The sequence below is a fragment of the Clostridium sp. CM042 genome (genome assembly GCF_055080995.1).
In genome coordinates, this window is sequence record NZ_CM143646.1 from 186447 (window position 1) to 199379 (window position 12933).

The window sequence follows — 12933 nt, forward strand, 5'->3', positions numbered from 1 at the left end:
GTAGCAATGGAATACTTAAAAATTAACGGACAAAATTTTCGTAATATGGTAATAAACGCATCTAATAGGTTAGAAGAAGAAAAAGAATATGTAAATTCACTAAATGTATTTCCTGTTCCAGATGGAGATACAGGTACTAATATGTCAATGACTTTTAAAGCAGCAGTGCAAGAAATTGAAGGTATGTCAACTAAGTCTATTGCTGAGATATCTCAAAAATTAGCTAGGGGCGCGCTGATGGGTGCAAGAGGTAATTCAGGTGTTATATTATCACAAATATTCAGAGGCATTGCAAAAGGGCTAGAAGGCGTAGACGAAGCTACTTCTGAAGAATTCGCTAAAAGTATATTAGAAGGTGCCAACTTTGCGTATAAGGCTGTTATGAGGCCAACTGAAGGTACTATTTTAACTATTATTAAAGCTGCTGGTGAAAGTGCGGTTAATAGCGGAGCAACTGGAGTAGTTGCGCTTATGCAGGAAGTTTGCAAGCATAGTGAAATTATGCTAGATAAAACACCAGATATGCTTCCAGCATTAAAACAAGCAAAAGTAGTCGATGCAGGTGGAATGGGACTTCTAATATTGTTTAAAGGAATGTATGAAGCTCTAAGCAATAATATGGAATCTATAATTAACACATCGGAAAAGAAAAGTACAAAATCACAAACAATATCACCTTCAGCTTCAGATATGCCTGTAGACATAAAGTTTGGATACTGTACTGAATTGTTAGTCATCGCTGAAAATGTTGATGCAAATGAATTAAAAAAATATTTGGAAGAATTTGGAGACTCAATGGTTGTGGTTTCACAAGATGAATTTGTTAAAATTCATATACACACAAATGATCCAGGGATAGTGATTTCAAAAGCAGTAACGCTAGGGGAATTGTCTAAAGTTAAAATTGAAAATATGAGAGAGCAACATAGAAATTTATTAGGCATTTCGGATGAGAAAGTTGAAGAAGCAGTAAAAGAAAGCATTATTGAGAATAAAAAATATGGATTTATATCTGTTGCGCTTGGAGAAGGGATTAAGAACATTTTTGAGGATTTAGGTGTGGACGCTGTAATAGAAGGTGGCCAAACTATGAATCCAAGTACACAAGATATATTAGAGAGTATTAATAAAGTTAATGCGGAAAACGTATTTGTATTACCTAATAATAAGAATATACTTATGGCAGCGCTGCAAGCGGTTGAACTGTCAGATAAAAATGTAATTGTTATTCCGTCGAAAACTATCCCACAAGGAATAACTGCTGTAACAATGTTTAATCCAGAAGTTAGTGTAGAAGAAAATGAAAATATATTAAAAGAAGCAATAAAAAATGTTGCAACAGCTTCTGTAACATATGCAGTTAAAGACACTGAATCTGATGGTAATATAATAAAAGAAGGAAATATTCTAGGTTTAATTGAGCAAAAAATTAAAGAAGTTGGAACAGATATTTATAAAGTTTGCGAAGATATTATAGACAGTATGGTTACAGAGGATAGTGAGCTTATTACGATTTTCTATGGTGAAGATTGTATAATAAGCGAAGTGGAAGAATTTATTTCTGCCCTAGAACACAAATATCCGAATTTAGATATTCAACATTATAATGGAAAACAACCACTATATTATTTTATTGCGTCAGTTGAATAAAAGCCTTAGGGCTTTTTTTCTTAGGTATTTGAATATACCTTAAAGCTTAGTAATGAACAAAACTAATATTAAAATCTTATTTTTGGAGTGGTATATGTGGATATTTATAGTGATATAAAATATATAAAGGGTGTTGGACCTAAAATGGCAGAAAATTTGAATAAGTGTGGAATTTTTAACGTATTAGATCTGATATTATATTTTCCACGAGATTATGAGAATGTATCTGCGAATAAAAGCATTCTAGAATGCGCGGAAAGTGAAAAACTCATTGTAGAGTGTACTGTCCTAAATATATTAAAAGATGTTAGATTAAAAAATAATAAAACTCTTTCTACCATAGTTTTTTGCCAAGGTGATAATAAATTTAAGGGTAAATGGTTTAATCAAACCTATGCAAAAAATAGTTTTAAAATTTTAAACAAATATATTATCACAGGAAAAGTTAATAAATTTAGGGAAGAAATCACAATTATGAATCCTAAAATAGTAAAAAATACGTCAATGGCTACAAATAACATTATTGCTAAGTATCCACTTAAAAATAATGTTACAAATAATTTTTTTAATAAAATTATATCTGACGTATTATGTGATATTAAAATAACAGAGAATTTGCCTAAATGGCTTGTGGAAAAATATGATTTTTGTTCTTTAGATGATGCTGCTCGAAATATACATAGCCCTAAAAGCTTAGAACTCCTTAATAAATCAAAGAGAAGGCTTAAATTTCAAGAGTTATTTACTTATTCATTAAAAATTTTAATGCTAAAAGAGTTTATAAAATATCATAATGATGGTATTCAATTTAAAATAGCACCAGAACTTACAACCTTAAAGGAGCAACTTCCATTTAAGCTTACTAAGGCACAAAGTAAAGTTGTAAGAGAAATTCTAATAGATCAAAAGAAAGATATAGGAATGAATCGAATGGTTCAGGGAGATGTTGGAAGCGGTAAAACTATAGTGGCTATAATTACTATGTTTAATGTTGTGAAAAATGGTTATCAAGCATCTATGATGGCACCAACTGAAATCTTAGCAAAGCAACATTATGAAGAAATTCAAAATGTATTAAAAAAATTTTCATTAAACATACAACTACTAAGCGGAAGTGTTACAGCAAAAAATAAACAATTAATTAAGCAGGAGTTAAAGGATGGAACCATTGATATTATTGTTGGAACTCATGCACTTATTGAAGATGATGTAGAATTTAAAAACTTAGGAATGATTGTTACTGATGAGCAGCATCGTTTTGGAGTATCGCAAAGAAATAGATTTTCTAATAAAGGAAAAAATATAGATATTCTTGTAATGACAGCTACTCCTATTCCGCGAACACTCTCTTTATATTTATATGGTGATTTAGACGTATCTATTATAGATGAATTACCTCCAGGCAGGCAGAAGATTGATACAAGCTATGAAAGTATGTCCTCTAGTAAAAAGGTGTATGAGTTTGCTTTAAACGAAATTAATAAGGGACGACAAGTTTACATAGTTTGTCCATTAGTGGAAGAAAATGAAGAGATGAAGTTAAGTTCAGTTGAGAAGCTTTACGAAAAATTAAAAGAAGAATATTTTGGTTCTATAGAAATAGGGATGATATATGGTAAAATGCCAAGTAAACACAAAAATGAAATCATGGATAAATTTAAAATTGGAGAAATTAAAGCACTGATTGCAACTACAGTAATTGAAGTTGGAGTAAATGTACCAAACGCTACAGTTATGATAATTGAAAACTCAGAAAGATTTGGCCTTGCACAACTCCATCAACTTAGGGGGAGAGTAGGGAGAGGAAAGTATAAGTCATATTGTATACTACTCGCTAAGATTACAAATAATATAGTGAAAAGAAGATTAGAAATACTGGTTAAAAGTAATGACGGCTTTTTTATTGCTGAAGAAGATTTAAAAAATAGAGGCGCAGGAGAATTATTTGGCATCAAGCAGCATGGTGAATCAGGGTTGATTTTATCAGATTTAATTGAAGATATAGATATTTTAAAACTTGCGAATAGTGAAGCAAAAAAGTTAATGCAAAGTAGTAATGTTGAAGACGTTAAAATAAAGGATGAAATAATAGAAAAAATCCAGCAAAGTTCTAACTACATTTGTTTTAATTAGAGAAAAAATATCTTTGTATAAATTATATATATATGTTAAAATATTATCGAAACTGGCTTAGATGGAGGAATAAACATATGAGAATTATTTCAGGAAGTGCAAGAGGAAGAAAATTGTTGTCCCCTGTGGGGATAGGAACGAGGCCCACATTAGATAGAATAAAAGAAGCTATATTTAATATTATCCAGGATAGAACACGAAATGCTATAGTCGTGGACATGTTTTCAGGTACTGGTAGCTTAGGTCTCGAGGCTGCAAGCAGGGGAGCTGAGAAATGTTATCTAATTGATATGGGTGATACTACATTTGATATGTTACAAAAGAATGTAGATAATTTAAAGTTTAACGATAAATGCAAGTGCTTAAAAGGTGATACATATAAATTCATGCAACAATTTGCAGATGAAAAGATTGTGTTTGATTTGATTTTTATAGATCCACCATATGCTAAAGACATGATTCCACCTGCTATTGAGATTATTGCATCAAATAGCCTTTTAAGGAAAGATGGGTTGATTGTTTGTAAAATAGATTCTTCAGAAGAAATATATGAAGGAAATTCTATTATTCAACTTTCTGATTTAAGAAAATATGGTAACACTACTGTATTGTTTTACAAATACAAGGAACTAATAATTAAGAATTATTAGTATCCTTAAGAAAATACATGAGGGTAACAATTTATAATTGTTACCTACCTCAGAGGAAAACGTGGAGGAATAAGATGAAAAAAGCAATTTGCCCTGGAAGTTTTGATCCAATAACAAACGGACATTTGGATATTATTGAGAGGGCGTCTAGAGTTTATGATGAATTAATCGTAGGAGTACTTGTTAACCCTGAGAAAAAATGTCTATTCTCTGTAGATGAGAGAATAGAACAAATAAAAAACGTAGTTAAAAATTTACCTAATGTACGCGTGAAGAAGTTTAGTGGTTTACTTGTTCAACTAATGAATGAAGAGGGTACTAGTGTCATTGTGAAGGGACTCAGAAGTGTTTTAGATTTTGAATATGAGTTTCAAATGGCATCAATGAATAATAAATTGGATCCAAGTAAGGAAACTGTGTTTATGATGACAAAGACAGAATATAGCTATATAAGTTCCTCTTCAGTTAAACAGGTTGCAATGCTTGGAGGGTGTATTGAAGGATTAGTACCTGAGGAAATTATTCCAGATGTTATTAGGAAAATTAATTCTAAATAGGGGGGAAATATGGATGTTATAAAACTTTTAGAATACCTTCAAGGAATTGTTGAAAGTTCTTCTAAAATACCTGTTACAGGTAAGGTGGTTGTAAATAAAAGAGAAATATTAGACATAATTGATCAAATTATAAATCATTTGCCAGATGAGTTTAAAAAGGCTCAGTGGGTTTGTGATGAAAAAGAAAGAATTCTTGTTGATGCAAAAAAACAAGCTAAAATTTTTGAAGAAGAGACCATTGATAAAATAAGAAGAAGAGTTGAAAAGCAAGACTTAGTTAAAGAAGCACAAACTCGAGCTGAAGAAATTATAGCATCAGCTCAGAGGGATGCTAAAATTATGAGACTTGGGGCTAAAGACTATGCGGACGAAATATTATCCCAATTAGATAAAGAGATTGAATTAAAAGGTCAGAAAATGCTTCATAAGATTAAGGGTGATGTTCAAGATTTTTTAATATCTCTACAAGGAGAAGTTACGGATACCACAACTTCAATAAGAGAGAATGTAAAAGAATTAAGAAGTATGAAATAGTTTAATTATATTCATAAGTAATAGCGGAATAAATAAAATGATTAATATTAAAAAATATAAATTACTAGTTTTATATATGCCAATATTATTAAAAGTAAAAACTGATGTAGTATGTAGAAAAATATAATATAGAATCAGTGTTAAAATTGAGGAAATTATGCCCTGAATAAACTTTCGAGCAATGTATTTTTTTATTGAGACATCATATTTATAGGTATAGCTATAAACTTGAGAAATTATAGACAAACCACTAAAAGCAATTAAAAAACTTAAAACTGGAAGTTTTACATAGAGATTTGAATTACTAGAGGATATTAAATAGCATCCGTTAGTCATCTCTAACATTCCTAATAATAAACCTTCTATAAAATTCCCAGAACAGCCAATAATTAAAGAAAACTTATTAAGGGCAATGTGAAATATTACATTGTCTTTAATTAATCCTGTTATTACGGAGAATATTACAATAAAACCACCGATATTTAATGCATTCTTCATGGCATCTTCAATACTGTTTTTCAATATCATACCAATATTTGTGGTGGGTGGATGGTTTCTTGAGAAATTGTCACCTCTATTTTTAATTTTAAAATAAGAATCTTTTGAGGGAATAATAAATCCCATAAACATGCAAGAGAGAATATTAGATAGTATTAATATATAACCAATTTTAGCATTTGACATCATAGAAGCGCCCACTGCGCCTATAATAAAAAGTGGGCTTGCATTAGAAGCTATATTTAGCAATCGTTCACAGGTATTTAAATCAATTATATTTTTTTCGTACAAATCGCAAGTGTATCTCGCACCAAGGGGATAACCACATAGTAAACTAACTAAAAGAGCAAAGTTACATTCTTTTGGTAGTTTTAAGGGTTTACAAATTAGATTGCCTAACAATTTAGAATAAATATGAATGCCATCGTAGCTTACTATAATATTTATTACAACTAAAAATGGAAAAAGAGAAGGAAAAATTGAGTTGAAAAACAATTTTGCGCCAGAGATAGTGTACTGTATACAAATATTAGGAGTTAATATTATTTGTAGAATAATAAGAGAACAAATTAATGTTATTGATAGATTTATCTTCAAAATTTTAAATAATTCAAATAATAAGAACATTATGAAAATTAATAATATAATTAATGGTAATTTCAATGTTAGACCCCTTTTTAAGTATTACTGTATTAAATATATTTGAATTTTCATAAATTTATGTATTGGAAACACTAATTTTAAATATAATAAATGCTACTATCTATTTATGATAGCAGCATTTATTTTTACACTATAATTATAGGAGATATCAAATAATCGCTATTATGACCTATACTACTATTTATAATGCTATAAGCCCTTGTAGACTGAATATCTAGTTGCATGGTCTCATTGCACATTTTGGGGATCTTAGTATAAAGTGGAATACTGCTGTTTGATTTTATAGATTTTAGAATTGACTTTCCATTTGAGTTAAATCCTAAAACTCGAGCATAAGGACAAGGTATTGATCTTAATTTTTTAGTATCAAAGATATCAAATCCTATAAAATATTGACATAATATTCTACTAATTCGAGTATAAGTGTAGCGTTTGCTTTTTACATTGGCCAGTGCACTAGAGTAGCTTAAACTATTTTGTAAGGATTTAATAATCCTATTATCAAGACCCTCAGATACATCTGGTAAATTTACTAATGAATTTTTTGATGTAGCAGATTTATGTTTAATGTACGGAAACATGGAATCTTCAAATGTAAATTCATAATTTTTCGAGTATAAGTTTTGAAGTTCAGCTAATACTGAGATTGGAACATGACCCGCAAGTTTCGTTAAAGAACCATTTTCTTTCACAAATTTTCTTATAGCTGTAGCACTTGAAAATTCATTATGTAAAAGATTACTGTTATAAGACGCTCCTTCTCTTTTTAATGTGTAAGGTGTAATAGAACTTTTTAACTTGATTAAGCTTTTACAATACTCTATACCTAGTATATTATTAGGTGAATTTAAAAAGTTATCTAATAATAAGTTTGATATGTCCAATTTTGAATTCATTAAATAATCATAAAGTGCATTAGATCTTGCTAAAGGGTAAGTGATACCTTTGGATAAATAAGTTTTTAATAGTGATTTAAATTCAATAGGTTCTTGAAGTAATATATTAGAAATATTATATATGTCATTAATATTTCCATGTTCACTACCAAAGCAAATATTATCCACTATTCCTAAGCTGTTTAGAAGACTTACAGCGCCAAAAGAAAAAAAATCTGCTGATGATACGCTGTAGATAGTTGGTAGCTCTATTACTAAATCTACTCCGTTATTTAATGCCATTTTAGTTTTTGTCCATTTGTCTATACTTGATGGAATACCACGTTGAGTAAAATTCCCACTCATAACACAAATTAAGGTATCACAATTTGTGAGCTCCTTGGTTTTATTAATATGATATACGTGACCGTTATGTAATGGATTATATTCAACAATTATACCTGAAATATTCATTAAATCACCTCATGAAAGCTCATATAAATATAAGCTAATAATTTATGCCTAAAGAGAAGTACTAAAACTGAAATGTCGTTAAAACTTATTTATATTATATAATATAAAATGAATTAATAAAAGTAAATATATTTCAAAAAAGACAAAAAGGATGAAGATTAAGAATATTTAAAATATAATATATGTAAATGATTTTGTAGTTTTATGTTGAAATGTATAGGGTAAAGGGTGTATATTATTAATGTATATTAAGTTGATAATAAACGAGAGGAGCAATAAGAATGGCATTTATAGCAAGAATGTGTAAATTGGCACAGGCAGATAAAAAAAGAATAGTACTTCCAGAGGGAGAAGAAGAGAGGACTATAAAAGCTAGTGAAATCATCAAAAATAATTCACTAGCAGAGGTAATATTAATAGGAGATAAAAGTGTAATACAAGCAAAAGCAGCTAAGTTATCAGTTAACATTGAAGGTATAGAAATTGTAGACCCAAAAACTTCTGAAAGAACTGATTTTTATGCAAAGGAATTTTATGAGATAAGAAAAAATAAAGGAATGACTCTAGAAAAAGCGTCTGAGACAATGCAAGATTGTGTGTATTTTGGAACTATGATGCTTAAGATGGGAGAAGCTGATGGAATGGTTTCGGGAGCGGTACATTATACAGGAGATTTACTTAGACCTGGAATGCAAATCATTAAAACTGCACCAGGAATTAAGATCATTTCAAGTTTCTTTATAATGGAATTGCCTCACGATGAATATGGAGAAGACGGGCTACTTTTATTTGCAGATTCCGCTGTTAATATAAACCCTAATGCGGAAGACTTAGCAGCTATAGCTATTAGCACTGCAGATAATGCTAAATTATTATGCGATTTTGAACCTAAGGTTGCAATGTTGTCTTTTTCAACTAGAGGGAGTGCAAAGCATGAATTAGTTGATAAAGTAGTAAAGGCTACTGAAATTGCAAAGAAGGCTAGACCTGATTTACAAATTGAGGGAGAGCTTCAGTTAGATGCAGCTATTGTTGCTAGTGTAGCAAAACAAAAAGCACCAGACAGTACTGTGGCTGGAAAAGCAAATGTTTTAATATTTCCGGATATACAATCTGGAAATATTGGATATAAATTAGTTCAAAGATTTGCTAAAGCAAAAGCTATCGGACCAGTTTGTCAAGGATTTGCAAAGCCTATAAATGATTTATCAAGAGGATGCAGTGTGGATGATATAGTTAATGTTGTTGCAGTTACTGCAGTTCAAGCTCAAATTCAAAATAGTCTTAAATAAAATGTATACTATTAGGAGGAAAATTTAATGAAAGTATTAGTTATAAACTGTGGAAGTTCATCGCTTAAGTATCAATTAATAAACATGGAAAATGAAGAATGTTTAGCACTTGGATTAATAGAAAGAATAGGAATGGAAGGATCGAAATTAACGCAAAAGGTTAATGGGGAAAAATATATTATTGAAGAGACAATGAAAGATCATACAGATGCTATTAGATTAGTAATTAGCGCACTTGTAGATTGTGATCATGGTGTTATTAGAGATTTATCAGAAATAGATGCGGTGGGACATAGAATTGTTCATGGTGGAGAAAAATATGCAGAATCAGTTATAGTTAATGATGAAGTAATGAAGAACTTAGAAGAATGTGCAAAACTTGCACCACTTCATAATCCAGCTAATATAATCGGGATCAATGCTTGTAAGGCATTAATGCCTAGTACTCCTATGGTAGCTGCATTTGATACTGCATTTCATCAAACAATGCCAGAAGTTGCATACATATACCCACTTCCGTATGACCTTTACACTAAACATGGTATTAGAAAATATGGATTCCACGGAACATCTCACAAATATGTTTCAGATAGAGCTGCAAAAATGATGGGTAAAGACATAAAAGATCTAAAATTAATTACTTGTCACTTAGGAAATGGAGCAAGTATTTCTGCGGTGCAAAATGGTAAATCAGTAGAAACAAGTATGGGATTTACTCCACTTGAAGGAATAGCTATGGGAACTAGGTGCGGAAGTATAGATCCGGCTATAATAATATATATAATGCAAGAATTAAAATTAACAATTGATGAAGCAAATGATTTAATGAATAAAAAATCCGGCGTTTTAGGAATATCAGGAGTAAGTAGTGACTTTAGAGATATAGAAGATGCTGCATGGAAAGATGGAAATCATAGAGCTCAGTTAGCGCTTGATATATTTGTCTATAAAGTTAAGAAATTTATAGGATCTTATGCTGCAGTAATGGGTGGAGTAGATGCAATTATATTCACAGCTGGACTTGGCGAAAACTCTCCAGAAACAAGAGAAGATATATGTAAGGGACTAGAATTCTTGGGAGCAGTCTTAGATAAGGCAAAGAATAAGGTTCGCGGAAAAGAGGCAGAAATAAGTACAGGAGATTCTAAAACTAAAATACTTGTTATACCAACAAATGAAGAATTAGTAATAGCAAGAGACACGAAGGCTTTAATAAAATAAAATTATTGCTAATGTCTATAATAAATAATTCTTGACTTTTCACTATATTGTTTATATAATTAACTGTGTTTGATGTAAGTAAAAAACTATTTAGTTAGGAGGGACGCGGAAGCTTTGCTCGAGCTGTATATTTTTTTATACAAGGTATAAAGATATTCTTTATATGAGAAAGAACTAAATAGTATTTAGTTTTTCAGAGTGGATAATATGGTAATAGATGTTTCGGAATTATTTGGTAATAAAAACAAAAGAAAAGAACTTCATTTAGATTTGGAAAAAGATAAGTTTTTCTATGATAATGAATTTATACAATTTTCTAAACCAGTTAAAATGCATTTAATTTTAAAATCTATCGATGATGAAATAGATTTAACTGGAAGTATGGAGACAGAACTATTACTTGCTTGTTCTAGGTGTCTTGAGACTTTTTCTTATTCAATACATATTGAATTAAATGAAAGATTGTCAAAAACTCTAAAGAGTGAAGATGAGGATATTATTTTTATTGAAAATGATAGATTAGATTTAAATGAAATTATGGAAAATAATATCATTTCTATGCTGCCTATAAAAAAACTTTGTAATAAAGATTGCAAAGGGTTATGCCATCATTGTGGAATCAATCTAAATCATAGTACATGTAAATGTACAATTGACGATGTTGATCCAAGGTTGGCAAAACTAAAAGAATTGTTTTTAACTGATTAAGGAGGTGTTACAATGGGAAATCCTGCTAGAAAATTTTCTAAAGGTAGAAGAGATTCTCGAAGAGCGCAAACATTTAAACTTGGTTTACCAGGAATAGTTGAGTGTCCTCAGTGCCACGATATGAAGCTTTCGCACAGAGTATGTAAAAACTGTGGATATTACAAAAATAGAGAAGTTGTTTCAATTGAGCAAAAATAAAAAGGAAAGTCGAAAGACTTTCTTTTTATTTTTTAAATACAATTATATTTGTATTCTGGTATTATTAATACTAGAATTATTTGAGCACTATGGTATATAATATAAACAAATAAATAAATATTTATTTGTTTGTTATAATGCACATTTAAAGTGAGGGTTTAAAATGGTAGTTGTTGTAGATGGAATGGGTGGAGATTTTTCTCCAGATGCTGTGGTTGAAGGTTGCATCGCAGCTATAAAAGAATATGATATAGATATAGTAATAACTGGCCCTGAAGACTTAATTCGAGGTGAGCTAAAGAAATATTCCTATGATTGTAACAAAATAAAAATTGTTGATGCTATAGAAGTTATTAGTACAAATGAACATCCTGTAATGGCGGTTAAACGCAAAAAGAATTCAAGCCTCGTAAAAGCATTGAATCTTGTGAAAAATGGAGAAGCAGATGCTATTATTTCAGCTGGAAGCACAGGTGCTTTTTTAGCTGGATGTACACTTATAGTAGGAAGAATAAAAGGTATAGATAGACCGGCTTTAGCGCCTGTAGTGCCAGGTAAAAAAGGTCCTTTTATGATAATTGACTGTGGAGCAAATGCGGAATGCAAACCTCATTATTTAGTGCAATTTGGACTTATGGGGAAAACATATTTCGAAAATATTTTAAAAATAGCTAATCCATCTGTAGGCCTTGTGAATATAGGAACTGAAGAAGAAAAGGGTAATGAACTTTCAAAATCAGCTCATAAACTACTAAAGGAAGCAAATTTAAATTTTGTAGGCAATGTGGAAGCTAGAGAAATTCCAACTGGAGACATCAATGTTTTAGTTTGTGATGGATTTACAGGAAATGTAATTTTAAAATTATATGAAGGTGTAGTTGCTAGTATATTTGATTTATTAAAAACAAGAATAATGGGATCTTTCAGAACTAAATTTGGAGGAATGCTATTAAAACCAATCTTTAAAAGCTTTAAAAAGGATTTCGACTACAAAGAATATGGCGGAGCCGCATTTCTCGGAGTAAATGGGATTTGCATAAAGGCTCATGGAAGTTCAGATTCTAAAGCTTTTAAAAATGCAATCGGCCAGGCTACAATATTTTATGAAAATAATGTTGTAGATAAATTAAAATTAGAAATTGAAAAATTATCTCAGCAGGAAAAGAACGTAAATGAGAATTTGTAATAATTGTTTGGTATAATATAGAAAGGTAAGGAGGTGATTATATTATGTTTGAAAAAATTAGAGCGTGTATAGCATCACAATTAAGTATAGAAGAAGAAGAAATAAAAATGGAATCATCTTTTATAAATAATTTAGGAGCTGATTCTCTTGATATTGTAGAATTAATTATGGCACTCGAAGAAGAGTACGATATAGAAATTCCAGATGAAGATGTTGAGAAAATTGCGACTGTTGGCGATATAGTTGAATATATTAAAATTCACTCAGAAGAATAACATAAGGTCCCGCAGTAGT

13 protein-coding genes are annotated in these 12933 nt (G+C 30.3%); 11 read left to right on the forward strand and 2 right to left on the reverse strand.

The features are described 5' to 3' along the window. Positions 1–6: 6 nt before the first annotated feature. The 5 genes from ACWJJ7_RS01020 (at position 7) to ACWJJ7_RS01040 (ending at position 5524) form a co-directional block, all read left to right on the forward strand. Positions 7–1650, forward strand: a complete 1644-nt coding sequence (locus ACWJJ7_RS01020; protein ID WP_462963537.1) for a DAK2 domain-containing protein — start codon at positions 7–9, stop codon at positions 1648–1650. Between the two features lie 96 nt (positions 1651–1746). Then, the gene (gene recG, locus ACWJJ7_RS01025; protein ID WP_462963538.1) at positions 1747–3783 is read left to right on the forward strand and encodes an ATP-dependent DNA helicase RecG; all 2037 of its coding nucleotides are present in this window, start codon (positions 1747–1749) and stop codon (positions 3781–3783) included. A gap of 77 nt (positions 3784–3860) precedes the next feature. Beyond that, on the forward strand, positions 3861–4433 hold the full coding sequence (gene rsmD, locus ACWJJ7_RS01030; protein WP_462963539.1) for a 16S rRNA (guanine(966)-N(2))-methyltransferase RsmD: 573 nt from the start codon (positions 3861–3863) through the stop codon (positions 4431–4433). A 74-nt stretch (positions 4434–4507) separates the two neighbouring features. Further along, the gene (gene coaD, locus ACWJJ7_RS01035) at positions 4508–4990 is read left to right on the forward strand and encodes a pantetheine-phosphate adenylyltransferase (protein ID WP_462963540.1); all 483 of its coding nucleotides are present in this window, start codon (positions 4508–4510) and stop codon (positions 4988–4990) included. A gap of 9 nt (positions 4991–4999) precedes the next feature. Next, positions 5000–5524 (forward strand): ATPase, encoded by a 525-nt coding sequence (locus ACWJJ7_RS01040; protein WP_462963541.1) that lies wholly within the window; start codon positions 5000–5002, stop codon positions 5522–5524. Here ACWJJ7_RS01040 and ylbJ read toward each other — a convergent pair. Together ylbJ and ACWJJ7_RS01050 are read right to left on the reverse strand one after the other, a co-directional pair. Then, positions 5507–6685, reverse strand: coding sequence for a sporulation integral membrane protein YlbJ (gene ylbJ / locus ACWJJ7_RS01045; protein WP_462963542.1), 1179 nt, complete (start codon positions 6683–6685; stop codon positions 5507–5509). The genes ACWJJ7_RS01040 and ylbJ overlap by 18 nt on opposite strands. A 125-nt stretch (positions 6686–6810) precedes the next feature. Further along, the gene (locus ACWJJ7_RS01050) at positions 6811–8034 is read right to left on the reverse strand and encodes a nucleotidyltransferase (protein ID WP_462963543.1); all 1224 of its coding nucleotides are present in this window, start codon (positions 8032–8034) and stop codon (positions 6811–6813) included. A gap of 281 nt (positions 8035–8315) precedes the next feature. On the opposite strand from ACWJJ7_RS01050, the gene pta reads away from it, so the two are divergent. From pta to acpP, 6 genes are all read left to right on the forward strand, one after another. Beyond that, entirely contained in the window at positions 8316–9326 is a 1011-nt protein-coding gene (gene pta, locus ACWJJ7_RS01055; RefSeq protein WP_462963544.1) for a phosphate acetyltransferase, read from the forward strand. Positions 9327–9353: 27 nt separating this feature from the next. Next, entirely contained in the window at positions 9354–10547 is a 1194-nt protein-coding gene (locus ACWJJ7_RS01060; RefSeq protein ID WP_462963545.1) for an acetate/propionate family kinase, read from the forward strand. 207 nt (positions 10548–10754) lie between these two features. Beyond that, a complete protein-coding gene (locus ACWJJ7_RS01065) occupies positions 10755–11255 on the forward strand; it encodes a YceD family protein (protein WP_462965055.1) in 501 nt (166 codons plus the stop codon). 12 nt (positions 11256–11267) lie between these two features. Then, positions 11268–11453, forward strand: coding sequence for a 50S ribosomal protein L32 (gene rpmF, locus ACWJJ7_RS01070; protein ID WP_462963546.1), 186 nt, complete (start codon positions 11268–11270; stop codon positions 11451–11453). A 163-nt stretch (positions 11454–11616) separates the two neighbouring features. Next, positions 11617–12639, forward strand: coding sequence for a phosphate acyltransferase PlsX (gene plsX, locus ACWJJ7_RS01075; protein WP_462963547.1), 1023 nt, complete (start codon positions 11617–11619; stop codon positions 12637–12639). A gap of 41 nt (positions 12640–12680) precedes the next feature. After that, entirely contained in the window at positions 12681–12914 is a 234-nt protein-coding gene (acpP, locus tag ACWJJ7_RS01080; RefSeq protein ID WP_462965056.1) for an acyl carrier protein, read from the forward strand. The last annotated feature ends 19 nt before the right edge of the window (positions 12915–12933 follow it).

Bases quoted from the DNA above. Each gene is read 5' to 3' on its own strand.
- ACWJJ7_RS01020 (WP_462963537.1), top strand. From the start codon at position 7: ATGGAATACTTAAAAATTAACGGACAAAATTTTCGTAATATGGTAATA.
- rsmD (WP_462963539.1), top strand. From the start codon at position 3,861: ATGAGAATTATTTCAGGAAGTGCAAGAGGAAGAAAATTGTTGTCCCCT.
- coaD (WP_462963540.1), top strand. From the start codon at position 4,508: ATGAAAAAAGCAATTTGCCCTGGAAGTTTTGATCCAATAACAAACGGA.
- ACWJJ7_RS01040 (WP_462963541.1), top strand. From the start codon at position 5,000: ATGGATGTTATAAAACTTTTAGAATACCTTCAAGGAATTGTTGAAAGT.
- ACWJJ7_RS01050 (WP_462963543.1), bottom strand. From the start codon at position 8,034: ATGAATATTTCAGGTATAATTGTTGAATATAATCCATTACATAACGGT.
- pta (WP_462963544.1), top strand. From the start codon at position 8,316: ATGGCATTTATAGCAAGAATGTGTAAATTGGCACAGGCAGATAAAAAA.
- ACWJJ7_RS01060 (WP_462963545.1), top strand. From the start codon at position 9,354: ATGAAAGTATTAGTTATAAACTGTGGAAGTTCATCGCTTAAGTATCAA.
- ACWJJ7_RS01065 (WP_462965055.1), top strand. From the start codon at position 10,755: ATGGTAATAGATGTTTCGGAATTATTTGGTAATAAAAACAAAAGAAAA.
- rpmF (WP_462963546.1), top strand. From the start codon at position 11,268: ATGGGAAATCCTGCTAGAAAATTTTCTAAAGGTAGAAGAGATTCTCGA.
- plsX (WP_462963547.1), top strand. From the start codon at position 11,617: ATGGTAGTTGTTGTAGATGGAATGGGTGGAGATTTTTCTCCAGATGCT.